Annotated in this window: 24 protein-coding genes; 9 read left to right on the top strand and 15 right to left on the bottom strand. The window is 36.8% G+C overall.

Going from position 1 to position 23315, the window contains the following annotated elements; all coding sequences use genetic code 11:
- Positions 1-5 precede the first annotated feature (5 nt).
- Both P176_RS0104155 and P176_RS0104150 read left to right on the top strand, forming a co-directional pair.
- Positions 6-1838, top strand: coding sequence for a TonB-dependent siderophore receptor (locus P176_RS0104155; RefSeq protein WP_026753514.1), 1833 nt, complete (start codon positions 6-8; stop codon positions 1836-1838).
- Positions 1839-1842: 4 nt separating this feature from the next.
- Complete coding sequence (locus P176_RS0104150) at positions 1843-2865, top strand: DUF5074 domain-containing protein (RefSeq protein WP_026753513.1); 1023 nt, start codon at positions 1843-1845, stop codon at positions 2863-2865.
- Positions 2866-2943: 78 nt separating this feature from the next.
- Here the strand turns inward: P176_RS0104150 and P176_RS0104145 are convergent, their stop codons facing one another.
- Entirely contained in the window at positions 2944-4449 is a 1506-nt protein-coding gene (locus P176_RS0104145; protein WP_026753512.1) for a S41 family peptidase, read from the bottom strand.
- A 313-nt stretch (positions 4450-4762) separates the two neighbouring features.
- Here P176_RS0104145 and P176_RS0104140 point away from each other — a divergent pair, with 313 nt between their 5' ends.
- The 4 genes from P176_RS0104140 to P176_RS0104125 are packed head-to-tail and all read left to right on the top strand — an operon-like array spanning position 4763 to position 6924.
- Positions 4763-5272, top strand: coding sequence for an RNA polymerase sigma factor (locus P176_RS0104140; RefSeq protein ID WP_026753511.1), 510 nt, complete (start codon positions 4763-4765; stop codon positions 5270-5272).
- A complete protein-coding gene (locus P176_RS0104135; RefSeq protein ID WP_026753510.1) occupies positions 5259-5795 on the top strand; it encodes a hypothetical protein in 537 nt (178 codons plus the stop codon). Before P176_RS0104140 ends, P176_RS0104135 begins: the two co-directional genes overlap by 14 nt.
- A 5-nt stretch (positions 5796-5800) precedes the next feature.
- Positions 5801-6367, top strand: a complete 567-nt coding sequence (locus P176_RS0104130) for a DUF4252 domain-containing protein (RefSeq protein ID WP_026753509.1) — start codon at positions 5801-5803, stop codon at positions 6365-6367.
- A gap of 11 nt (positions 6368-6378) precedes the next feature.
- Positions 6379-6924 (top strand): DUF4252 domain-containing protein, encoded by a 546-nt coding sequence (locus P176_RS0104125; protein WP_037348708.1) that lies wholly within the window; start codon positions 6379-6381, stop codon positions 6922-6924.
- 120 nt (positions 6925-7044) lie between these two features.
- Here P176_RS0104125 and purB read toward each other — a convergent pair whose 3' ends face one another.
- Both purB and P176_RS0104115 read right to left on the bottom strand, forming a co-directional pair.
- A complete protein-coding gene (gene purB / locus P176_RS0104120; RefSeq protein WP_026753507.1) occupies positions 7045-8388 on the bottom strand; it encodes an adenylosuccinate lyase in 1344 nt (447 codons plus the stop codon).
- Positions 8389-8461: 73 nt separating this feature from the next.
- On the bottom strand, positions 8462-9031 hold the full coding sequence (locus P176_RS0104115) for a hypothetical protein (RefSeq protein ID WP_026753506.1): 570 nt from the start codon (positions 9029-9031) through the stop codon (positions 8462-8464).
- A gap of 38 nt (positions 9032-9069) precedes the next feature.
- Between P176_RS0104115 and P176_RS0104110 the strand changes: the two genes are divergently transcribed.
- Positions 9070-9543 (top strand): heme-binding domain-containing protein, encoded by a 474-nt coding sequence (locus tag P176_RS0104110; RefSeq protein WP_026753505.1) that lies wholly within the window; start codon positions 9070-9072, stop codon positions 9541-9543.
- A gap of 102 nt (positions 9544-9645) precedes the next feature.
- Positions 9646-10878 (top strand): glycosyltransferase, encoded by a 1233-nt coding sequence (locus tag P176_RS0104105; RefSeq protein WP_026753504.1) that lies wholly within the window; start codon positions 9646-9648, stop codon positions 10876-10878.
- 11 nt (positions 10879-10889) lie between these two features.
- On the opposite strand, the gene P176_RS0104100 is transcribed toward P176_RS0104105, so the two are convergent.
- The 9 genes from P176_RS0104100 to gcvT form a co-directional block, all read right to left on the bottom strand.
- On the bottom strand, positions 10890-11360 hold the full coding sequence (locus P176_RS0104100) for a nuclear transport factor 2 family protein (RefSeq protein WP_197022141.1): 471 nt from the start codon (positions 11358-11360) through the stop codon (positions 10890-10892).
- A 171-nt stretch (positions 11361-11531) separates the two neighbouring features.
- The gene (locus P176_RS0104095; protein ID WP_026753502.1) at positions 11532-12254 is read right to left on the bottom strand and encodes a YebC/PmpR family DNA-binding transcriptional regulator; all 723 of its coding nucleotides are present in this window, start codon (positions 12252-12254) and stop codon (positions 11532-11534) included.
- A 138-nt stretch (positions 12255-12392) separates the two neighbouring features.
- Complete coding sequence (locus P176_RS0104090) at positions 12393-13085, bottom strand: hypothetical protein (protein WP_026753501.1); 693 nt, start codon at positions 13083-13085, stop codon at positions 12393-12395.
- A 21-nt stretch (positions 13086-13106) separates the two neighbouring features.
- Positions 13107-13427 (bottom strand): hypothetical protein, encoded by a 321-nt coding sequence (locus tag P176_RS0104085; protein ID WP_026753500.1) that lies wholly within the window; start codon positions 13425-13427, stop codon positions 13107-13109.
- A gap of 6 nt (positions 13428-13433) precedes the next feature.
- Positions 13434-15494 (bottom strand): carboxy terminal-processing peptidase, encoded by a 2061-nt coding sequence (locus P176_RS0104080; RefSeq protein WP_081820670.1) that lies wholly within the window; start codon positions 15492-15494, stop codon positions 13434-13436.
- A gap of 28 nt (positions 15495-15522) precedes the next feature.
- A complete protein-coding gene (locus tag P176_RS0104075) occupies positions 15523-15813 on the bottom strand; it encodes a 4a-hydroxytetrahydrobiopterin dehydratase (protein ID WP_026753498.1) in 291 nt (96 codons plus the stop codon).
- 116 nt (positions 15814-15929) lie between these two features.
- The gene (locus tag P176_RS0104070; RefSeq protein ID WP_026753497.1) at positions 15930-16769 is read right to left on the bottom strand and encodes a sugar nucleotide-binding protein; all 840 of its coding nucleotides are present in this window, start codon (positions 16767-16769) and stop codon (positions 15930-15932) included.
- Between the two features lie 18 nt (positions 16770-16787).
- Positions 16788-17702: a glutaminase gene (locus P176_RS0104065; protein WP_026753496.1), complete on the bottom strand. Its 915-nt coding sequence runs from the start codon at positions 17700-17702 to the stop codon at positions 16788-16790.
- 2 nt (positions 17703-17704) lie between these two features.
- On the bottom strand, positions 17705-18775 hold the full coding sequence (gene gcvT, locus P176_RS0104060; RefSeq protein WP_026753495.1) for a glycine cleavage system aminomethyltransferase GcvT: 1071 nt from the start codon (positions 18773-18775) through the stop codon (positions 17705-17707).
- A gap of 223 nt (positions 18776-18998) precedes the next feature.
- Between gcvT and P176_RS0104055 the strand changes: the two genes are divergently transcribed.
- Positions 18999-20474, top strand: a complete 1476-nt coding sequence (locus P176_RS0104055) for an aminopeptidase P N-terminal domain-containing protein (protein WP_026753494.1) — start codon at positions 18999-19001, stop codon at positions 20472-20474.
- A 49-nt stretch (positions 20475-20523) separates the two neighbouring features.
- Here the strand turns inward: P176_RS0104055 and thrC are convergent, their stop codons facing one another.
- From thrC to P176_RS0104040, 3 genes are all read right to left on the bottom strand, one after another.
- Positions 20524-21819 (bottom strand): threonine synthase, encoded by a 1296-nt coding sequence (thrC, locus tag P176_RS0104050; RefSeq protein WP_026753493.1) that lies wholly within the window; start codon positions 21817-21819, stop codon positions 20524-20526.
- Positions 21820-21881: 62 nt separating this feature from the next.
- Positions 21882-22238, bottom strand: coding sequence for a four helix bundle protein (locus P176_RS0104045; RefSeq protein ID WP_026753492.1), 357 nt, complete (start codon positions 22236-22238; stop codon positions 21882-21884).
- A gap of 144 nt (positions 22239-22382) precedes the next feature.
- Positions 22383-23309, bottom strand: a complete 927-nt coding sequence (locus P176_RS0104040) for a homoserine kinase (RefSeq protein WP_026753491.1) — start codon at positions 23307-23309, stop codon at positions 22383-22385.
- Positions 23310-23315 lie beyond the last annotated feature (6 nt).

The following is a 23315-nucleotide window of genomic DNA, read 5'->3' as shown; positions in this document are numbered from 1 at the left end:
GAGATATGAAATATACCATCTTAATTCTGTTTTTGCTGTGTTCAGTGCGCTTTGTACGTGCCCAGTCGCTCATGGATTCTATCCAACGCTTGGATGAGGTTGTGCTAAGTGATATTAAGCTTAAGGACTACGCTAAAGGTTACAAAATTAACATCTTAAACGATTCTATACTTAGAAAGAATGGAACCTCATTAACAGATGTACTTCGCTTTAATTCCAATATTTATTTCAAGGAGAATGGTTACGGTATGGTGTCTTCGCCTTCTTTTCGTGGTACAAATGCATCTCAAACTGCAGTGATCTGGAACGGCATCAATATCAATAGCCAGCTCAACGGTCAAGTAGATTTCAACACGTTGAGCACTGCAAATTATGATGCTATTAGTATTAGAAGTGGTGGCGGAAGCGTACAATATGGCAGTGGTGCCATTGGCGGAAGTGTTCATTTAACTAATACGCTAGACTTTAAGAAGCATTTTGAGCAACGGTTACAATTAGGTTACGGGAGTTTTGATACAAAGAATGCTGGTTATAAAGCCGACTTCGGAAATGGTAAGATCTCAGCAAATGCGGGAGTGGCCTATGTTGATTCTGAAAATGATTTCGAATATCTGGGTAGCAACAGACGAAATGAAAACGGTGCTTTTAATAATTTGGACATCAACTTCAATCTGGGGTATGTGCTCAACGATACTGATGTTTTGAAAGTCTATCATCAAAACTTTAGAAGTGACCGAGAATTTTCAGGAACACTTTTGGCACCATCAAAGAGCAAGTATAAAACCGAAGATTACCGCAGTATGTTGGAGTGGGCACATATCAAAGCCAATTACACTTCAAACCTAAAGGCGGTTCACTTGTCTGAACAATTTCAATACTTTGAGAATAAGGATTTGAAGAATTTTTCAGAAGGAAAGGTCAACACTTGGTTATTAAAACATCGCTATAAGCAGCAGGTGTCAAATCAACTTGATTTGAGCATCATTACCGATTATAGTCATATTACGGGACGAGGCGATAGTTTTGAAAATCCTTCAAGAAACGCCTTCTCTGCTACGGCGATTATGAGCCATAGACCAACCTCTAAATTGAGGTATGCGCTTAATATTAGGCAAGATTTTATATCAGATTTTGAGAGCCCGTTAGTGTTTTCAGGAGATCTTGCTTATCAGATGTTCAAACCTTATGTCTTAAAACTTAATATTTCCAAAAATTACAGAGTGCCCACTTTTAACGATTTGTACTGGAACCCCGGCAGAAATTTAAACTTAAAGCCAGAATCTTCCTATCAATTGGATTTGGGGCATGAGCTCAAATTTAAAAGCCTGTGTTTTAAGATAAATACCTTTTACATTGAAACTTCAGATCTCATACAATGGCGCCCAAACGGTACTAATGGTAGTTGGAACCCAGTTAATGTTGCTAGTGCAAGACAGTATGGTTTGGAAACTGAGTTTAATTACGAGTTGAAACGTGATCATGATACGTTCTTGTTGGCAGCAAATTATTCTTATACCGAAGCAGAAGATATTGAGAAAGCGCAGCGTTTATTTTATGTGCCTCTTCACAAGGCCAATGCCTCTTTATCTTACAATTATAAAGATTTTACAAGTTATTACCAGCACCTATACAATGGAGAAGTAGCCATTATTGGTGGTGACTTGAAAGCCTTTGATGTCGCTAATTTTGGGATTACTTATACCTTCAACAGAACGGGAACCTGGAATGGTACTGCCGATTTCAGAATCAACAACCTCTACAATACTTACTATGAAAATGTGGCATTTAGACCGATGCCAAATAGAAATTACACAATTAAATTCACCTTAAACTTTTAAAACGATGACTAAAAAATTATTTGTACTTGCCTTTTTGGCATTCACCTGTTTATCTTGTAGTAATGACGATGATTTGACACCCATAGCACCAAGAGGAGACTATGAAAATGGATTGTTAATAACGCACGAGGGTAATTTTGGGCAGGGAAATGCGTCCATCTCTTACGTTTCTAATGATTATGAAAGCGTAGAGAATGACATCTTTGGTAATGTAAATGCCCGTGCATTAGGAGATACAGCGCAAAGCATGGCCTTTGAAGGCGACTTTGCCTATATTATTTTAAGTGGTTCTAATAAAATTGAGGTGGTTAATAGATATACCTTTGAATCGGTCGCGACGATTGAAACTGGGTTATCAAACCCAAGATATATGACGATTAGTAATGGGAAGGGTTATGTTACCAATTGGGGAGATTACACGCCGGCTACAGATGATTTTGTTGCGGTAGTAGATCTCACATTACAAGCTGTAGTAAATACGATAAGCTGTAGTTATTTGCCAGAGGAACTCATTACCGTAGGGAATAAAATTTTTGTGGCCACAGGTATTTACGGTGAGGGCAATCAAGTAGATGTTATCAACACTCTTACTGATGAGCTTGAAACCTCAATTACAGTTGGTAATTCTCCAAATTCCCTTCAAGTTGATGATGAAGGAGATGTATGGGTGTTATCTTCGGAAAACTTAGTTGAAATAGATACTGTCAACAATGAGCTTATTCAAACTATTGCTTTTTCAGATGGCGTTACTTCTCCTTCAGATTTAAATTTTGACAATGGTAACTTTTACTTTTATGCGGGTGGATCTGTATATAAAATGAGTGCTTCATCCTCAACGTTTCCTACCACAGCCGAATTTGATAGCTTAAGTTTTGACGATATGCAGGTCAAAGATGGATTACTATACGGACTTGACGCTCTTGATTATGCCAGTAATGGTGTGCTTAGCGTTTATGATTTAAACACGAACGCTGAGGTTTTTAATCACACTTTAGGCATCATTCCTGGAGGCGTGTATTTTAATTAGAGTACATTTTTCAACTTAAAAAAAGCCCCTTGATTCCAAATGGATTCAAGGGGCTTTTAAATTTTTAAAAAATATGAACTACCTGTTGATGAAATTTGTAGAGCTTGTGTTTTTTCCTTCAACATACATTTCGTAAGAAAACGGACGATCATCTTTTGAGCTGGAAAACTCTTCCACATGATAATCGTCAAATCCAGAAAATCGACCTGTGCCTTCAATAGCATTTATAGCTTCAGCCAAAAATGGCTCATCAATATCACCTAATGTTCCAAGGTTTCCAAAATTCTCAGAAATCGAGATATTTGGGTTAAGACCAGAGTCAAAATCAGTAAATCCTGCAGAATTTATCGTTTTAAAAATTAATGGTTGCAGCGCATAGGTATGTCTTGGGTTGGCATCCTGTCTACTAAAATTTGGAGAATCATAGATTGTCCTTGAAGCTTGATATTTCCCTCTGGTATCACTGCCTATTTTAATTACTTCTATGTATGGAGTTAGGCCGCTAATTACCAATTCACTTGCAGAAGCGGTGCTTCGTGTTGTTAAAACATACACTCTATTGAGGTTTAAGCTGTTTATAGATTCCTGAAACGTAATTTCACCATTATTGTTGAATTTCAACATCTCGTCAACGAATGGGTTTTCTAATAGTTCTGGATTATCAGCTAAAATTTGAGCTTGAATTTCACTGTTCCATTCTTCTCTAGTAAATAACTCTCCAGTATGTTGACCAGTGATCATGGAAGCTAACCAAATTGCCGTATTGACAGAGCCCCCCCCGTTATATCGTAAATCTAGAACCAAATCAGTAATCCCGGCTGATTGAAATTCTCCGAAAACAGAATTTAGTTGTGAATCAAATTGGTTGGTTCCAGTAAAACCATTATACATTAAATAGCCAATTGTTTCGCTACCTACATTTAATACTGAATTTATAAAAATAGGATTCTCGGTATATTCAGCACCTGTCAAAGAAATGACTTCGTTTGTGTTTGAGATGCTGTCGTCAGAGGATTCGGGAGTATTATTATCATTATAAGTTGCCAAGTTGATGTTATAGGTTTCAGTAGTAAAAAGTAAATTACGATAATTTTGTGTGGTTAACTGTACACCATTAACCCCGTAAAAAACATCCCCTCTTTGAACATTTTGAGCTTCTGCAGAGGTATTTGGTAAAACATATCTAACATAACCGTAAACTTCGGTACTTTCTTCCGTTAGTCTAAAAACACCGTATTCCATGCCGTTACTAATTGACACACCAGAAAATTGCTGTTCTAGAGCGATGTAATCATCTACAATTACACTAAAACGATCTATCGTTTCACGTTCATAAATTAAGCTTTCAAATAAGACCTCGGGAGCGTTGTAACTACTCAAATAATTGGCATACGCTTCATTTGAAGAAAACCGATCATTGGCTAGATTAGGAATCTCATCTTTATAAAGATATACGGCGTTCATCCCTTTCCATACAAAATCATTGATTTCGCTTGCGGAAATAAGATGATCATCATTATCTTCAAAACAACCGGTAAAGGTGATTGCGACTAGACAGAGCAAAGTGATTTTAAGTAGTTTCATTTGTGTTTTTGGAGTTTTAAAATTTCTCTGCGGGAAGAATAACAAACAGCCGAGATCGTGTGAGTTAGCACTACGCTTAAAAATTTTAGGTTCTTTTTCTTTTATAGCATTGATTTTATAAACTCTAAATTTACTTACATTATTGTGAATTTTAAAATATTCAATTGGGCGAGATATGCTTAAAAACACTGACAGTGTCCAATTTAATCTAAAAATAGACTTAATTTCAAAAAGCTTGTAACAAAGTTCTTCCATACTCGTCGTAACAGTAAGAAGCAGAATAATCACCTGCTTTTACACTAACCAAACAAAAATGACACAAACTGATTTTATAAAATTGGTGACGCCTTTTAAGGATAAGGTCTTTAGACTAGCAAAACGTCTTTTGGTTTCTAGCGAAGAAGCTGAAGATGCTACACAAGAGATCTTAATAAAGTTATGGAATAATAGAGTAAAAATTGCTGAATACAGGAATACTGAAGCTTTTGCGATGACCATGACCAAGAACTTCTGTTTAGATCGTCTAAAATCAAAACAGGCACAAAATTTGAAAATAGTACATAGCAACTATCAAGATCATACGATCTCGTTACAGAAAGAAGTAGAAAATAGAGATAGCGTCAGTTGGGTGTCTAAGATTATTGAAGAGTTACCAGAACAGCAAAAAATAATATTACAACTTCGAGACATTGAGGAGTATGATTATGACGAGATTGCAAAAGTAGTGGATATGAATCCTACGGCAATTAGAGTGGCTTTGTCAAGAGCAAGAAAAACAATTCGGGAAAAACTAACACATACGCATCAATATGGTATTAAGTGAGATAGAAAAATTATTAGAAAAGTATGACCTGGGCGAAACATCGCTTAGCGAAGAGCAACAGCTAAAAGCTTACTTTTCTCAAGGCAATGTGCCAGCGCATTTGGAGTCTTATAAAGTGATGTTTCAATATTTTGATACTACAAAAGAGGAGATGTACATCAAAGCGATTTCAATTGAACCAGCGGGATCAAAACAAAAAAAGAGTAGAATTTATCAATGGATTTCTATTGCGGCCGTCGCCGTTCTTATGCTAGGGATTTTGATACCAAATATGATGGGTGACCAACCCGCCAGAACCTTAGCAGGTCTTAGTCAAGAAGAACGAGAAACTTATGATAAAACAAAAGAAGCGCTTTCAATGTTGTCATCAAATTTTAACGATGCAGCAAGTAGTGTTGGCAGTTTAAGTCTGGTCTCTACAAATTTTAATAAAGGTGCAGAGCAGGTCATGCATGTTAAAGAATTTTCAAAAACAACAAATAGATTAGTAAAAAAGAAACAAACACCTAAAAACAAAAATTAGAAATTATGAAAAAGTTAATCGTAATAGCAGCAATTGCCTTATCGTCTACTGTGACATTTGCACAGGGCATCTTTGATAAATTTGAAGATAAAGACGGTGTGATGTCTGTAGTCATCAATCAAAAAATGTTTAAAATGTTGGCTACTATGGGTATGGATATTGACGATCCAGAGGCTCAAGGTTATATAGAAATGGCCAAAAATATCACAGGATTAAAAGTCTTTACAACAGGAGATCTGAAAATTTCCCAAGACATGAATACCACGGTGACCAATTATTTAAAAACATCGAAACTGGAAGAACTCATGCGTATTAAAGATGGTGATCAAACCGTGAACTTTTATGTAAAAGAAGGTAAAGACGAAAATCACGTTAAAGAACTCTTGATGTTTGTCAATGGCCTTGGAGAATTTACAAAAGACCAAGACATTACCATTAACGGTAAAAAACGAGAAGTTGAAACGGTATTACTGTCACTTACTGGAGATATAGATTTGAGACAAATATCAAAATTGACAAGCCAAATGGATATGCCAGGAGGTGAGCAATTGAAAAAAGCTGGTAAAAAATAATACAAATCATCATGACATCATCAATCAAAAAACTAATGGTCTTTTCTATTCTGGTTGCAACTCTATTAAGTTGCAACCAAGAATCGACCTTACAATCTTACTACGTCGATAATGAACTAAAGTCGGGCTTTACCTCAGTAGATGTTCCCATAAGCATGCTTAAAATAGACACAGAATCCTTGACCGAAGAACAAAAAGAGGCTTATGAGTCTGTCGAGAAATTGAGCATGATTGCTTTTGTTTTAGACGATAACAATCAAGCAGCATACAATGAAGAATTTGCCAAGGTAAAAGCCATTTTAAAAAATCCGAAATACCAAGAATTAATTCGTGGCGGAAATGTAACGGACGGGAAATTTGTCGTTAATTTTATTGGAGAAGAGGAGAGCGTGGAAGAGTTTGTGCTACTAGGTAGTGCTAATGAGAAAGGCTTTGCTGTGATTAGAGTGTTAGGCGACGATATGAATTTGAACAAGATCATGAAATTAGCTTCGGTATTTGAAACTATGGATTTAGAGGACGGCCAACTCAAAGAATTCACCGAGTTTTTTGATTAGTCACATTTCGAGATTTAATTTAAAAAAAAGCCATCTAGAATAATCATCTAGATGGCTTTTTTTATACGTTTGAGCGTCAAATTTCAGCTCTTAAACTCTAAGTAAAGTGCGTACAAAGAATTAGATACCTGTATAATTGCTAGGAGTTATTGCTTTTAATTCCGTTTTAATAGCTTCGGAAACTTCAAGCGTGTCTATAAAGTTAGCAATAGAGGTTTCGTTAATTACTTCGTTGGTTCTGGTTAAGCCTTTAAGAGCTTCATAAGGATTTGGGTAAGCTTCACGTCTAAGAATAGTCTGGATGGCTTCTGCAACCACTGCCCAATTTTGTTCTAAATCTTTAGCAAACTTAGGTTCATTAAGCAACAATTTATCAAGACCTTTAACGGTAGACTTAAAGCCAATAAGCGTATGCCCAAAAGGAACACCTACATTACGTAAAACCGTACTATCTGTAAGATCTCTCTGTAATCTTGATATTGGTAGTTTAGCCGACAAATGTTCAAAAACGGCATTGGCGATACCTAAATTGCCTTCAGAATTTTCAAAATCAATAGGATTTACTTTGTGAGGCATGGCGCTACTGCCTACCTCTCCAGCTTTGATTCTTTGTTTGAAATAGTCCATAGAAACATAAGTCCAAATGTCTCTATCTAAATCTATAATAATCGTGTTAATTCGTTTTAGAGCATCAAATAGTGCTGCTAAATGATCATAATGCTCAATTTGGGTGGTAGGGAAAGAGTGCTGTAAGCCTAAGGTTTCTTGAACAAACTTTGTTCCAAAAGCCTTCCAATCTATTGTTGGGTAAGCTACTTTATGAGCGTTAAAATTTCCTGTGGCACCACCAAATTTAGCGGCACTAGGGACATCGTTCAATAAATTAAACTGCTCTTCCAAACGTACTACAAACACCTCAATTTCTTTTCCTAATCTGGTTGGTGATGCAGGTTGTCCATGTGTTCTTGCTAGCATTGGGATATCTTTCCAATCGTTAGCCAGTGTTTTTAATTTTTTTAAAACCTCCAAGTATTCCGGTACGTATACATCATTAACAGCTTCCTTAATACTTAACGGGATGGCTGTATTGTTGATGTCTTGTGAGGTGAGGCCAAAATGGATAAATTCTTTATAAGCCGTTAAGCCTAAGTTATCAAATGCTTCCTTTATAAAATACTCTACCGCCTTAACGTCATGGTTGGTGGTTTTCTCAATATTTTTAATGGATTGTGCATCTTCAGTAGAAAAATCACTGTAAATCGCTCTAAGATCTTTAAAAGTATTGGTTGCGACACCTTGAAGTTGAGGTAATCCTAGTTCGCACAAGGCAATAAAGTATTCAACTTCAACTTGTACACGATATTTAATAAGTGCTTCCTCAGAGAAGTAAGGTGCAAGGGATTCTACTTTGTTTCGGTATCGGCCATCAATTGGTGAGATGGCTTTTAAAGAAGATATGGACATGGTTTTGTTAATTTTGAAGCCCCAAAGATAGGTCTTTTCATTGTAAGGCTATAGAAATAGATGCATGAGATTTTCAGGCTATTTTATCCATTTTTAAGAGTATTTTTCGGCCTCTTGCCTTAAAGCCGGCACTTTGCTTGTTGTAATCGCGCTCAATGATGATCTTGAGTTCGGGATGGATCCATTCATATTCAGTTCCTAAGAGATAGAGCGTATTCATGGCGTAAGCTTTTGGAGCAATTTTTTCTTCTTTGATCATCCAGTCAAAGCAAGATTCAATAATCTTTTCTTTATGTAATGGTTGCAATTGAGTTTTAACCGCATTTTCATGTTTTGAGTAGAAAGCTGTGATCAACAATTCGCAGACTTTGGCCATTGGTCTTACGGCAGAATCTAAATGCACGCGATGCAAATTATTAGTAAAGTATTGAAGATGAGGTAAGACTAATTCAATGCTATTGCTGCAAGTATATTCAAAGACCCAAGCTGCTTTGCAGGAGATTTTGTCATCTACCATAAATGCAATCTCTAATAATTTAGGAATCAACTTAGGTTGAGCTATGATCATGTGGGAATGCTGTAGACGGCTTTCGCGAGAAGCATCTACAGTGTTTAATTCTTCATAAAGTGCTTCGGTAGTCAAGCGATTTTACTTAATTTAACCATTCTAAAATAGAAAAAATGAAAATAGTAAAAAAGGTTCTTTTGATGTTATTGGCGGTGTTTGTGATTATGCAGTTTTTTGGACCTGAAAGAAATGAAGGCGATCTCGCAACTTTAGATGCTTTTGTTGCTGAAACCAATCCTTCAAACGAGGTCAAAACAATTTTAGAGACCACTTGTTTTGACTGTCACAGTAACGTAACCAGATACCCTTGGTATGATAAAATAACCCCTGTTAATTACTGGTTGGCAAATCATATTGAAGAAGGGAAAGAGCATTTTAATGTATCAGATTGGGATAATTATTCCATCAAAAAGAAAGATCATAAATTAGATGAACTTATAGAGGAGGTTGAGGATAAGGAAATGCCCTTAGAGTCTTATACCTACACACATACCGAGGCTAACTTATCTGATGCGCAAATTAAGGCGGTAGTAGATTGGGCTAAAACAGTAAGAGCAGGCTACAATTTGGGCTTGAACTCTAAGTAATTCAATATTCTTATTTATAGAGCTTATCTTTTTTAACTTCAAGATCAAATTTGCATTTTAGAATGCGAACGTTGAGGTATTGAACTCTCTTCTTTTTCACAAATGAACAAACAACTACTCATCATTGGTTTTGTTTGGCCAGAACCTAAAAGTTCTGCGGCCGGCAGCCGAATGATGCAGCTCATATCCTTTTTTCAGACCCAAGGTTACCACATTACTTTTGCTTCAGCTTGTGCAAAAAGCGATAATGCCTTTGATGTAGAGACCCTCGGAATCACTAAAAAAACCATTCAACTGAATGATGGTTCCTTTGATGACTTTATTATAGAATTACAACCAAGTGTCGTGATTTTTGATAGGTTTATGACAGAGGAGCAATTTGGTTGGCGCGTTGCAGAGCAGTTGCCAAATGCGTTGAGAATTTTAGATACCGAAGATCTTCATTTTTTAAGAAAGGGTAGGGAAGCCGCTTATAGAAAGCATGAGGAATTCTCAAACGTTCATCTTTTTAACGATTTTGCAAAACGGGAAATTGCAAGCATGTATCGCTGTGATTTGAGTCTGATTATTTCTAAAGCTGAAATGCAACTCCTAGAAAATCGGTTTCAAATGCCGAAACAATTATTGTTTTATCTGCCATTTCTGGTGGAGCCGATTTCCGAAGTAACACAACAGCAACTTCCAAGCTTTGAAAATCGTGATCATTTTGTGACGATAGGAAACTTTATCCATCCTCCAAATTATGACGCCTTATTATATCTTAAAGAAACCATTTGGCCTAAGATTAAACTGAAGTTGCCTAAGGCAGAATTGCATAACTATGGTGCTTATGGCGCTCAAAAAGTCGAGCAACTACACAATCAAAAGGAAGGTTTTTTAATTAAAGGGCGGGCAGATAATGCCAATACTGTTATTGGCTCTGCAAAAGTGTTATTAGCACCTTTACGCTTTGGTGCAGGATTAAAGGGTAAGCTATTTGACGCCATGCAAAATGGCACTCCTTACTTGACCTCAAAAATAGGAGCAGAGGGCATTTTAGATACTGATTTTATGGATCCTGTGGTTGCAGATCATCCCGATACTTTTGTAGACTATGCGGTAAACTGTTATACCGATAAGGACCTTTGGATGAAGCTACAGCAGAACGGATTTAAAATTTTAAATGAAAATTTTGATAAATCGAGTTATGAGACAGCGTTTTTAAAACGATTGGAATCTTTAATACAAAATCTGCAACAGGAAAGAGCGCTTAATTTTACAGGTCAGATGTTGATGCATCACACCATGCAGGGCACAAAGTACATGTCTAAATGGATTGAGTTGAAAAATTTGTAAGCCAATTCAAACTACTGTTTTTTGCCCATGTAGAATAAGGTATTTTTCCAATCCATTAATACCTTTCGAAGCGTAAAAGGAAATAGTTCTTTTTTTGTAAGTGATAGCAAGGAGATGGAATTGCTCAGGTGTTTGATTTTAAAAGTATCATTTTCTTTTCTAATAATAAATACGGTTCGAACCCTATCAAATTCAGGGAAATCTTGAAATAGTTTAATGTCCCAAATCGAAATACAAGACGCTAAGATCATCCCATCACCTAATTCCCGAGTGTCAAAATCAATAATCCCGACTTTAAAAGGCGTGCCAATTTGTTCAAAATCATCATCTATGGCATTAATCCATTTCGTTTTATCGTAAATAGTATTTGTAATGCCATCAAGACCCATGAAATCCTCATCAAATAAATTTTTGATAATGGAGTTTCTTTCCCCATAAAATCGAAAATATAACTCTACAAAATGTCTAGCAGTTTCTTTCATAGCCATTAGTCTAAAGACGTTCTTCTCCTCCTCTTAAATTTAAGAATTAATTTTAATTTTTGAAAAGAAAAAGGCATGTAATCAGAGACTACAAATGCAATTCATCATAGCAAGGGATAAATTTCTTAGAATTAAATCAAGAATATAAAGGCGTTATTGCTGTTTTGAAAATTAGTCTTCTGAACTTTCTTCCATAGTATGATATACGTTTTGTACATCATCATCTTCTTCTAGTTTTTCCAAAAGTTTTTCAACATCTTCAGCTTCTTCTGGACTCAGTTTTTTAGTCACTTGTGGGATGCGTTCAAACCCTGAAGATAGGATTTCGATATCACGTGATTCCAATTCGGCTTGTATGGCACCAAAGCTTTCAAATGGGGCGTAAATGAGGATGCCGTCATCATCTGCAAAGACTTCTTCTGCTCCAAAATCAATAAATTCCAATTCAATCTCATCGGGATCAACGCCTTCTGCACTAATTCTGAAATTACAAGTGTGGTCAAACATAAATACAACCGATCCCGAAACCCCCAAGCTTCCATCACATTTATTGAAATAGCTTCTCACATTAGCCACGGTACGTGTATTATTGTCTGTAGCAGTTTCTACTAAGATAGCGATACCATGCGGGGCATAGCCTTCAAAAACAACTTCTTTATAATCGCCTTGGTTTTTATCTGAGGCACGCTTTATGGCACGATCGATATTATCCTTGGGCATGTTTACAGATTTGGCATTTTGAATTACCGCCCGCAGCCTAGAATTGGCGTCTGGATCTGGGCCACCTTCTTTAACGGCCATAACAATATCCTTACCAATACGTGTAAAGGCTTTGCTCATAGCAGCCCAACGTTTCATTTTCCTTGCTTTACGGAACTCAAAAGCTCTTCCCATAATTGTATATTAAAATCTGTTTTTATTGCGGTTAAAATTATTGAAATTTAAGCAAACGGACAATAGATTAGTCACTAAGTCCCGTTTTGTTTAATACAATGTCTCTCAATGTGATGAGTGTTTAGGTAACGCTTTCAATTAATCGTTAGGAATATGTCGTGATAAAAAGTTGGCGTTTGCATTGTTCAAATTGTTAATTACCGTCTGACGATCGTTGTTGAGTTCGTTATTGATAGTATTATAATCATTAATACCCTTATTGATCTGCTTCACTTTTTTGTTAAACTCATCAATTTGTGTTTTGGTTCTATCACGTTCAGGCATTTGATCTAGGGTGTTTCTTATCTTTTCGAAGTCTTCATTCATTACCAAGAAATCAGTGATTTTCGGAATTTTATCTCCGCTTTCCTCTATGAAAAACTCAAAAGCTGCTCTGGTAGCTTTGATCACAGAATCGTCTTTTTTGTAGTGCTCTTGTGCGTCTAAAACTTCTAAGCCGTTTTTTGCGGCAGCATTCAAGGCATTAGCATTTTGTTGAATGGCACCGACATCATTTTTCTCTAAGGCCTCCATTAAATAGATTTCATTGATATACACTTTAAAATAGATCAAATACAAATCACTATAATGCTCAAATACATCATTTGAAGTTGCCATTTTTTTACCGAGATCAGAGTCATTTTCAAGAATTTCAATATTATTGGCATTTGCAAAACTGTATAAATCGGTTTCAAATTCTTGCTGAGATTCTTCCATTTTCTGTTGCGCCATTTCTTGTGCTAAGATATAAGCCTCCATATCATCGTATGATTGCTCTGCTACTGCCTTCATATCAATGATTTTTGCGTAATCTTAATTCAGTAAATCTCTATTGAAATTCATGTGTCGCAGTACCTTGCTTTTGTAATCAGTGTCACCATATCCGTCCGCTTTTTCAATTTTGGTAATGGCACTTTCAATCGTTTTCAATAAGCGTTTTCGTCTATTATCAATGTTCTTATCACTTTTGCTGTGTGCTATAGCTTTGGTGTAGTTCCACATGTCTTTAGTAATGTCTTCTTGCTCATCACCAATAAAATCTAAATATTCTGATGCGTTTTTAAAAGACTGTGCGTTATGAACGGTGCAGGTTAATACTAAAAGTAAGCTGATTAAAAAGGAAGTGGTTTTCATTTTTATTTAGTTAGAGGAGTTTAGTTGACGTAACGCATCTTTTAATATGGCGTTGGCTTCTCGAATATAAATATCACTATTGATGTTCTTTAGAAGTTCATCATTGATAGCGCTCTGTTCTGGATCATAACTTAAAACATGCTGAGTGGCGGCTGAATTGATTGCATTGAGCCCCGTGTTTTGATCAGACATTATGGTGTCTAATTCCTGCCATTTGTCATGGTAGGATTGTACGTCGTTATAAACATTTTCTAGGGTTAATGGGTATGCTGTATAGTGCTTAAAATAGTTATCTATAATCAATTCATTAAGATGTGTAACGGCTTTAAAGCGCTCATTGTTTTGAATACGAAGCTTACTTTTCTTTCTGAGTTTTTCAAAATCCATGTCCTTTAATTTAGAATAGCGCATGGTTTCAGGGATGCGATCATTTTGAAGCGCAAATGGGCTAAATCGCTCTTCGGTCTCAAAATTATCGTACATGTTAGGAAGTACAATATCAGGAATCACCCCTTGTGACTGATGGCTTTTTCCTGTAATTCGGTAAAACTTCTCCACGGTGATTTTAGTAAAGCCTAAATCTTTTTTAGCATCCAAAGGTAAAATCACTTGCGCCGATGCTTTGCCGTGGGTAGTGCTGCCAATAATGATGGCTCTATTGTAGTCTTGCATGGCTGCAGCAAAAAACTCTGAAGCAGAGGCACTAAAATTATTAATAAGTACCACAATGGGTTTGGTAAATAAAGACCCACGATTCATGTCCTTAATGGTATACGTATCTCCGTTATTATATTTTAAAATAGAAAGCGGGCCGCGGTTGATAAACATTCTAGATAAATCTGCGGCCTCTTTCATTGAGCCACCACCGTTAAATCTCAAATCTATTACTAAGCCTTCAATATCCTCTTTTTGCAGTTTATACAACTCCTTGGCCACATCATTGGCAACGCCAAGTCCATTAGAAGATTCAAAATCTGTATAAAAACTGGAGATATGAATATAACCAGTTTTTATTCCAGAGTTTAAAATATAACCTGTAATTGTGTTTTCCTCACTTTTGGTTTCTTCTTTGGTGAGTGTCACGTCCTTGATGATGCCACCTGGTTTTTTTAAACGAAACGTTAGCGTGTTAATTTGATCGTCATTGGTAAAGGCTAAAATATCGTCATTAGACACACAATAGGCTTCCAATGTCTTTTCTTCGGAAATGAGCGCCGAAATAATATCGTTCTCCTCAATGTTAGCGTTTTTAAAGGCCGCGCTTCCAGGAACAATATGGGCTATTACAATAGCGCCATCGTCATTTTTTACGGTAACGATACCATAGGAAAGCTGATTGTTGGAAAGTCTATTCTCATAAACGTTCTTGTCTGAAGCATTAAAATAAGAAGAGTTGGGATCATGATAGAGCAAATAGGCATTTAAAAAAGATTCTTGTACAAAGTTTTCGAGACTGCCTTTTTTATGCTGTAGTTCTTCTAATTTACAGAGTTCTTGAGAAATGATCTTATCTTTTAAATCATGCTCTAAACTTTTAAAATTTTGCTCAATATGCTCATAGACACTATCATTTTCAATCATGGTGTAAATGATGTCGTACCGAATACGTTTGCTCCAATAGCGCTTGAGGTCTTCTTTGCTGTTAAAATTACTAAATTTCTCTCGTCCCTTAAACCTTAAAGTGTCTTTTCCAGAATAGTCAAAATCTATGGCTCGTAATGCCGAGAGTATGGATTTGGTATCTTCGATTCTCGTGTTGAGCTTAGTGATGTATTTATTGATAAAAGAGCAGCTATTGCTAGCAATATAATCATCTAATAGCAACTTGTCTTTTGAGAACAGATTGATGTCACTTTTTAGAAATAAACGGTTATCTGTATCTATTTCAGCAATAAACAAATCAAATACGTGAGTTGAAAGACTGTCATCTAATGCTTTAGGAACAAAGTGCTCTCGCTGCACCAGATGATGTAATGCTTGTACTTGCTCACAAAAAACGGCATCGTTTTGAGCAAATAAAGGCATAGCAAATGCTAGAGAAATTATAAAAAGTAGGATTTTAGACATAGGGGTATAAGCGGAAGTTTAGTCTTTACTACTCTTGCACCTCAACAATTTCCTCAATTGCTTCGGCCAAATCAAAATCTTTTTGGGTAACGCCATCGGCATCATGAGTTGATAGGGAAATTTTTAAAACATTATAGACATTGGTCCATTCAGGATGATGGTTTTGTGCCTCACACTCAAAGGCTATCCTGCTCATAGCGCTAAAACAGTCTTTGAAATTTTCAAACTCAAATTCTGCGTATATGGTATTGTCGCGAAATTCCCAGTCTGGGAAATGAAGCAATTTTTTTTCTATGATGTCTTCTGATAGTTTACTCATTTTAAAATCTTATTTAAGTATGATTTAAAAATAAGGAATATAATTGAGAAAATTGATGCTCAGGGTTTTTGAAATGGGTTTATCGCGCTCATTTTATAATGATTATAAAGACCAGTTTATTTAGCGAGTTCCTCAAGCACTTGAGTGCTTGTGATTTGTAGGTGTTTTGGTAATTTGTTGTATTTGGGGAGTACAGCCAGATAACGATCTTCATTAGTGGTGTATACCTGTTTATAGCTCACACCATTTTTTTGGGTAATTTGACCAATAATATCTTTAAAATACTCATCGTGATGCACTAAATCTGTACTTCCCAAATGGAAAATCCCATTTTTATTGCGGTTGATAATGTAGTGAATTTGCTGTGTGACCTTAGATTCGGTCGTTACGTTCATGATAATATTAGGAAATAACTCGATGGCCGTATTATCTTCCAAATGTTGTTTGATCTCTTTAAGACGCGGAGACTGAACCCCTAAAACCATTGGTAATCTTACAATCGCCACTTTTTTCTTCGGAAGGCGAAGTAGCATATTTTCAATCTTGATCTTGAAATGGCCATAAATACTTCCGCTAAACGTTTTATCTAACTCGTAACTGGGAAATTTGCTATAAGCATCAAAGACATTGGCCGAGGAAAGAAAGATCATTTTAGAATCGTGCGCCATCAAGTATTCGGCCACATGCTGGTGAGCTATAGTTTGTGCATGAAAATCACCACGTAAACACGAGATGATAATAGATGGCTTGGTCGCTTCAAGTACCTCAAAAATATCATCTTCCTCTACATTATATTGAAAGTAATGTTGATTGTTGTCAAATTCCTTTCTAGAAACGCGATAAGTGCCAAAGGTGTTAAAATAAGCGCGTAGCTCTCTATAAATAGCATTACCAATAAATCCACTGGCGCCTAAAATGAGTATTCTATGTTTATGTTCTTCGGAAGGGTTCATCATATGCAATCTACTACACCTCTAAAAGATGGAAAGCTCGGTTTTTGTTGTAAACATTTCCAAGGCCATCATTCCTAGTTTACTGTTTCCTTTTTCATTAAGTCCTGGTGACCAAACCGAAATCACAAATTCATCAGGTAGCAATGCTACAATACCACCTCCAACACCACTTTTACCTGGTAATCCCACTTCAAAGGCAAATTCACCGGCCTCATCGTAAAATCCACAAGTCAACATGAGTGCATTGATACGTTTAACATGCTGGTCTTTTAAGTGGGTGGAATTATTAATACAAACGCCATTATTTGCAAAAAAGTAAAAGGCATTGCACAGTTGCTTGCAATTGATCTCTAGAGCACATTGATGAAAATAGAAGTCTAAAACCTCACTGACGTCATTTTTGAGATTTCCAAAAGATTTTAGAAGGTTTGCTGCAGCAAAGTTTTTGAACCCTGTTCTTTGTTCAGATTTGGCAACTGCAGTATTATAGTTTATCGAGGGATCATTTGTCAATTTTCTAACAAAATCTAAAAATGCTTCTTTAGGATGTTCCAACTCGCTTATCAAAATATCGCAGATGACCAATGCACCGGTATTTATAAACGGATTTCGAGGGATTCCTTTCTCTTGCTCTAACAGGGATAAATGGTTAAACGGATTTCCTGAGGGTTCTACACCAACACGTTCCCATAAATTGTGATTTTGAAGCGCAATCGCCATGGCAAACGTAAGCACCTTAGAGATACTTTGTATCGAAAAAGGAGTTTTAGAGCGCCCAGTATGATACGATTTTCCGTTTAAAAGCTGCAGATGCATTCCAAAATTAGCCGTATCAATTTTAGCCAATTCTGGAATGTACGATGCTACCTTTCCACGATGTTCACAGGTTGAAAGCTCGTGTTGGATCTCGTCTAAAATCGTCTGGTAATCTATCATAGTTAACCTTTATAGAAAGGTAATTTCACCACTGTTGCCGGAAGTAAGTTTTTTCTAATTCTGATAAAAATTTGATCACCAAATTTGCTGAAGTCCGTTTCTACATAACCCAGACCAATCCCTTTTTTGAGAGAAGGAGACATGGTTCCTGAGGTTACTTTTCCAATCAGCTTTTCATCTTGATCAACGATATCATAGCCACTTCTAGGAATGCCTTTTCCGTCCAGTTCAAAAGCCACTAATTTTCTTTTCAAGACGCTTTTCTTCTGTTCAGATAAATTTTCAGAACTGGTAAAACGTTTTGTGAATTTTGTAATCCAGCCTAAGCCTGCTTCTATAGGAGAGGTAGAGTCATCAATATCATTTCCGTAGAGACAGTAGCCCATTTCCAAACGCAAGGTATCACGTGCTGCCAAACCAATAGGCTTAGCGCCAGCCTCGGTCACTTTATCCCAAATTTGCTTAACCTCTGAGTTTTTACAATAAATTTCAAAACCACCACTTCCTGTGTAGCCCGTCGCCGAAATGATCACATGCTCAATACCGGCAAAATCACCCACAACAAAATTGTAAAAAGGAATGGCACCAAGATCATGACTAGATAAGGGTTGCATGGCTTCAACAGCCTTTGGTCCTTGAATGGCCAACAAAGAATATTCATCACTTAAATCTCGCATGGTGGCGCCAATATCGTTTTTTGAGGAAATCCAATTCCAATCTTTTTCAATATTGCTTGCGTTTACTACGAGAAGATAAGTCTCCTCTTTAATTTTATAAATAATAAGGTCATCCACAATGCCGCCTTCATCATTTGGTAGACAGCTATACTGTGCTTTACCAATCGTTAATTTTGAGGCATCATTAGTAGTGACGCTTTGTATCAGTTCTAAAGCCTTAGGCCCTTCAATTAAAAATTCGCCCATGTGCGAAACGTCAAAAACACCAACACCTGTGCGTACCGCTTCATGCTCTGCACTAACACCATCATATTGTACGGGCATATTATATCCTGCAAAAGGAACCATTTTGGCACTAAGTGCTGTGTGAGTGTCTGTTAAAGCTGTGTTTTTCATGGTTTTATTTTTAGTCTTTTAGCGCTCCGTTGATGCATTGTACTTATCAAGGAGATGGCTTGGTTTACGTCATTGTTTTCGCAAAAGTATCGAAAATTATTTGTTCTTCGGAAAGGTTTCCCATAGAAAGCAAAAGTCTAAAACTGTTAATCTTTTCAAAGTCAATATCGCTAATTATATATTATTGCTAAATTTCCGAAACCAAACACATCAAGTTCAGATCATGAAGTATTTTGTCACATTTTTAGTACTCTGTTTCAGCGTATCTCTAAGCTTTTCTCAAGACGGAAAAGCCGATGATTTTTTAAAGAAGGAATTTCATAAAAGTAGAAGGGAAGCACTTCGCTTTAAAATGCCATCAAACAGTGTGGCCGTGTTTTTTGCGAATCCGGTTCGCAATCGTGCCAATGATGTGGATTATGTGTATCACCAAAATCCCAATTTTTATTATTTAACGGGTTATAAGGAGCCTCACGCGGTGTTGGTGGTATATTCAGAGATGCAAACTAAAGATGGCAAATCTTATGATGAACAGTTCTACGTACAAGAGCGTAACCCCGCAGCAGAGCAGTGGACGGGCCGCAGGCTTGGAGTAGAAGGGGCAAAGGATGACCTTGGTTTTGAGATGGTTGATAATGGCAGTGCATTCTTGAACTCTGAGATTGACTTTGCAAGTTTTGATAAGGTGATTTTTGAAGATTTTCAAGATGATTATCGAAATACACGTAACTCAGCAGATTTGTACGACCTCATCTATGCCTTTAAAACACAGATCAAGTTAGTAGATGATTATAAAATTGAAAACAAAACAAATGATGTTGAATTAGATAACACGGCGAATATAAAGGCAGAAACCGTTAAAACCGATACTAAGATCATTTCAACATTGATGGCTGGACTTCGTGAAATCAAGACTCCCGAGGAGTTGGTTTTGCTTAAAAAAGCCGTTAGAATTTCAGCTATGGGGCAACGGGAAATTATGAAAGCCATGCACCCGGGCATGTCTGAAACAGAAATACAAGGTGTGCATGAATACATTTATAAAACCTATGGTAGCGAATACGAAGGCTACCCAAGTATTGTTGGCGCGGGTAATAATGGTTGTGTGCTGCATTACGTTGAGAATTCAAAAATGAAGGTTGAAAATGATTTGGTGCTGATGGATCTTGGTGCCGAATATCATGGATATACCGCAGATGTTACTCGTACGATTCCTGCAAATGGAAAATTCAATACAGAGCAAAGAGCCATTTATGATATCGTTTATAAGGCTCAAGAAGCTGGTATAAAAGCAACGGTTATTGGTAATAGCATGCAATCTCCTGATACCGCAGCGCGTCAAGTGGTATATCAAGGCTTGATCGATTTGGGTATTGCCAAGAATGAACGTGAGGCAAGACAGTATTTTCCTCATGGAACCTCACACCATATTGGTCTGGATGTTCACGATCCAGGATTATATGGAAGGTTAGAAGCGCACATGGTGATTACTGTAGAACCCGGTATTTATATTCCCGAAGGAAGTGCTTGTGATCCAAAATGGCATGGTATTGCCGTTCGTATTGAAGATGATATTTTAATTACAGCAAATGGTCCCGTAAACCTTTCTGCGGAAGCGCCACGTAAGGCCCAGGAGATTGAACAGTTAATGAAACAAAAAAGCGTTTTGAATGGATTGGATTTGCCGAGTTTAGATTAATAATCAATGGTTTTTTTTAGTCAACAATTCGAACGAAATCTGCTTGATTCTAACGTTTCAATAAAAACGCTTTCAAATCTTCATAACTGGCAATTTGAGTCGCCACTTTCTCTTTGCCAATAACTGCTTGTATTTGTTCAGGAAGCGCTACTTTGGTCTCAATGACGTCTTCAACAACATCCAAAAACTTGGTAGGGTGTGCCGTTTCTAAAAATACACAATGGGCATTGGGATGGTCTTTCAGGTAGTCTTTACAACCCAAGTAGCCAACAGCACCGTGCGGATCTGCAATGTAATCGTAACGTTGGTAAATTTCTACCAAGGCTGCTTTGGTTTGTGCATCATCATAACTAAAGGAAGAGAGATTCTTTTTAAGAGCTTCAAAGTTGTCCTTATAAATTTCCCTTATTCTTATAAAGTTACTAGGGTTGCCTACATCCATAGCGTTGCTTATGGTGGCTACGGAAGGTTTTGGCTTGTAAAGTTCTGTTTTTAGATATTCTGTCACCACATTATTGGCATTATTAGATGCAATAAAATGTTTGATAGGTAAACCTAATTGTTGAGCGACCATTCCAGCACAGATGTTTCCGAAGTTTCCACTAGGGATGGAAAACACGATGTCCTTGTGGTGCTTATGGAGTTGCTTGTAGGCAAACATAAAATAGAACAGCTGAGGTAACCATCGCGCCACATTAATGGAGTTGGCCGAGGTGAGTTGCATGGTATTGGTGAGTTCCTCATCCAAAAATGCTTTTTTAACCATATCCTGGCAATCGTCAAAAACGCCATCAACTTCTAATGCGGTAATATTTTGACCAAGTGTTGTCAATTGTTTTTCTTGTATGTCACTTACTTTCCCAGACGGATAAAGAATGACCACATTAACTCCTTTAACGCCAAGAAAACCATGAGCAACAGCCCCGCCAGTATCTCCAGAAGTGGCGACCAAAACGGTAACCTCATTGGTGTTATTTTTGTTGAAATAGCCTAGGCATCTTGCCATAAAACGTGCACCAACGTCTTTAAAAGCCATGGTTGGTCCGTGAAATAATTCTAATGTTGAAATATGGTCATCGAGTTTTACAACAGGAAAATCAAATGATAATGTGTCTTCTACAATACCTTTTAAAACGTCTTCTGGAATTTCCGGACTTACAAATTGTGTAATGGCTTCATAAGCAATCTCTTTATAGGATTTGTTGTCAATATCCTCAAAAAAAGACTTAGGTAATGGTTCTATATGCTTCGGAAAATACAAGCCTCTGTCAGGCGCAAGCCCTTTGATAACGGCGTTTTCGAAATTAGTATCTGGTGCTTTTCTGTTTAAACTGTAGTAATTCATAAAATGTAGACCGATGACTGAAGACCGAAGCTTTATGCGCTTCAATTCTATCATTGGATTTTTTATTTTAAATTTTTTCTAAAAGCAATCATCATATTCATTAAAGTATGAGACTGTAAGTAAAAGGAATCAAATTTTTCAGAAGTAATGTAATTTCTTCTTTTGGCCTTAAATAAACAGGTTACAACTTCCGCAAGGGATCTTATTGAATACCCTACAAATTTATACTGTTCTGGATTAGATTGACCTATTGAGCCTTCTGAAATATTCAAAGCTATAGAATCTGATGCTCTTCTTATTTGAGATGATAAATTAAATTTTTCTTTAACTGGAAAACTTTCAGAGATTTGATCAATTTCTTCTCCAAAATCCATAGCTTTTTGCCAAATTATCAATTTCTCAAACTTGAATCTATTCATAATACTCTATTTATTTCATAATGATTTTTATTGATAAATAGTCTCGTCGTCTTTTGTTTTATATCTTCAGTCTTCAGTCTTCAGTCTTCAGTCTTCAGTCTTCAGTCTTCAGTCTTCAGTCCTCTGTCTTTTGTCAATTTTTTCTCAAAGAATCTTAATGCCTTCCGTATTGATCTTCGACACATAAACCTCAAAAGAAATTCCGGTTTCAAAATATATGTTTTTGATAGCTTTGGCGACACTTTGGGCGTTCTCATTTCCGAAGCACAAACTAAAGATCGAAGGTCCAGAGCCTGAAATCCCACAACCTAAAGCACCATGTCCTAAAGCTGATTGTCTAACGGCATCAAAATGCGGAATCAATTGGCTTCTAAAAGGCTCGACCACAACGTCTATCAAAGATTTACTTAATAACTCATAATCATTAGTATGTAACGCATGTACCAAACTGCCAACGTTCGACCATTGGGTGATGGCATCTTGTAATGCAATGTTTTTTGGAAGAATAGCCCGAGCTTCCGCAGTTTTTATTTCAATTTGTGGATGGATGATCACAGCAAATAAATCTTTTGGAGTTGGCAATTGTAAGATTTCAAGAGGCGCAACAGACTTTACCAAAGTAAATCCGCCGAAAATAGCCGGGGCAATATTATCGGCATGTTCACATTTGCTGGCTAAAGCTTCGCCTTTCATGGCAAAATTTGTCAATTGGGTCTTGTTATATGGCCTTCCAAGAAGTTCATTCATGCCAAATACACTACCAACAGCACTTGCAGCACTGCTACCAACACCGCTTCCAGGTTTAATGTTTTTATAGATTTCAAGCTCAAAGCCATGGTCTAATTGAGCGTCTTTCAAAAGTGCTAATGCCGATACTCCTGCTACATTTTTTTCGGCTTCAAAAGGCAAGTCGTAGCCTTCAATTTTAGAAATAAAAATGCCTTTTTGACTTGTTTTTCTAATCACCATCTCATCGCCAATGGTATCTAGACAAAAGCCTAACACATCAAAACCACAAGAGACATTTGCTACTGTAGCTGGGGCGAAAATTTTTATGCTATCTGTATTCACTTATTT

Source organism: Sediminibacter sp. Hel_I_10 (assembly GCF_000688335.1).
In the GTDB taxonomy this organism is placed as follows: Bacteria; Bacteroidota; Bacteroidia; order Flavobacteriales; family Flavobacteriaceae; genus Psychroserpens.
This window is presented reverse-complemented; position numbering and strand designations above follow the sequence as displayed.

Excerpts from the sequence above, each read along its gene's own strand:
- P176_RS0104155 (WP_026753514.1), top strand. The coding sequence starts at position 6 with ATGAAATATACCATCTTAATTCTGTTTTTGCTGTGTTCAGTGCGCTTT.
- P176_RS0104150 (WP_026753513.1), top strand. The coding sequence starts at position 1,843 with ATGACTAAAAAATTATTTGTACTTGCCTTTTTGGCATTCACCTGTTTA.
- P176_RS0104145 (WP_026753512.1), bottom strand. The coding sequence starts at position 4,449 with ATGAAACTACTTAAAATCACTTTGCTCTGTCTAGTCGCAATCACCTTT.
- P176_RS0104140 (WP_026753511.1), top strand. The coding sequence starts at position 4,763 with ATGACACAAACTGATTTTATAAAATTGGTGACGCCTTTTAAGGATAAG.
- P176_RS0104135 (WP_026753510.1), top strand. The coding sequence starts at position 5,259 with ATGGTATTAAGTGAGATAGAAAAATTATTAGAAAAGTATGACCTGGGC.
- P176_RS0104130 (WP_026753509.1), top strand. The coding sequence starts at position 5,801 with ATGAAAAAGTTAATCGTAATAGCAGCAATTGCCTTATCGTCTACTGTG.
- P176_RS0104125 (WP_037348708.1), top strand. The coding sequence starts at position 6,379 with ATGACATCATCAATCAAAAAACTAATGGTCTTTTCTATTCTGGTTGCA.
- purB (WP_026753507.1), bottom strand. The coding sequence starts at position 8,388 with ATGTCCATATCTTCTTTAAAAGCCATCTCACCAATTGATGGCCGATAC.
- P176_RS0104110 (WP_026753505.1), top strand. The coding sequence starts at position 9,070 with ATGAAAATAGTAAAAAAGGTTCTTTTGATGTTATTGGCGGTGTTTGTG.
- P176_RS0104105 (WP_026753504.1), top strand. The coding sequence starts at position 9,646 with ATGAACAAACAACTACTCATCATTGGTTTTGTTTGGCCAGAACCTAAA.
- P176_RS0104100 (WP_197022141.1), bottom strand. The coding sequence starts at position 11,360 with ATGAAAGAAACTGCTAGACATTTTGTAGAGTTATATTTTCGATTTTAT.
- P176_RS0104095 (WP_026753502.1), bottom strand. The coding sequence starts at position 12,254 with ATGGGAAGAGCTTTTGAGTTCCGTAAAGCAAGGAAAATGAAACGTTGG.
- P176_RS0104090 (WP_026753501.1), bottom strand. The coding sequence starts at position 13,085 with ATGAAGGCAGTAGCAGAGCAATCATACGATGATATGGAGGCTTATATC.
- P176_RS0104085 (WP_026753500.1), bottom strand. The coding sequence starts at position 13,427 with ATGAAAACCACTTCCTTTTTAATCAGCTTACTTTTAGTATTAACCTGC.
- P176_RS0104080 (WP_081820670.1), bottom strand. The coding sequence starts at position 15,494 with ATGTCTAAAATCCTACTTTTTATAATTTCTCTAGCATTTGCTATGCCT.
- P176_RS0104075 (WP_026753498.1), bottom strand. The coding sequence starts at position 15,813 with ATGAGTAAACTATCAGAAGACATCATAGAAAAAAAATTGCTTCATTTC.
- P176_RS0104070 (WP_026753497.1), bottom strand. The coding sequence starts at position 16,769 with ATGATGAACCCTTCCGAAGAACATAAACATAGAATACTCATTTTAGGC.
- P176_RS0104065 (WP_026753496.1), bottom strand. The coding sequence starts at position 17,702 with ATGATAGATTACCAGACGATTTTAGACGAGATCCAACACGAGCTTTCA.
- gcvT (WP_026753495.1), bottom strand. The coding sequence starts at position 18,775 with ATGAAAAACACAGCTTTAACAGACACTCACACAGCACTTAGTGCCAAA.
- P176_RS0104055 (WP_026753494.1), top strand. The coding sequence starts at position 18,999 with ATGAAGTATTTTGTCACATTTTTAGTACTCTGTTTCAGCGTATCTCTA.
- thrC (WP_026753493.1), bottom strand. The coding sequence starts at position 21,819 with ATGAATTACTACAGTTTAAACAGAAAAGCACCAGATACTAATTTCGAA.
- P176_RS0104045 (WP_026753492.1), bottom strand. The coding sequence starts at position 22,238 with ATGAATAGATTCAAGTTTGAGAAATTGATAATTTGGCAAAAAGCTATG.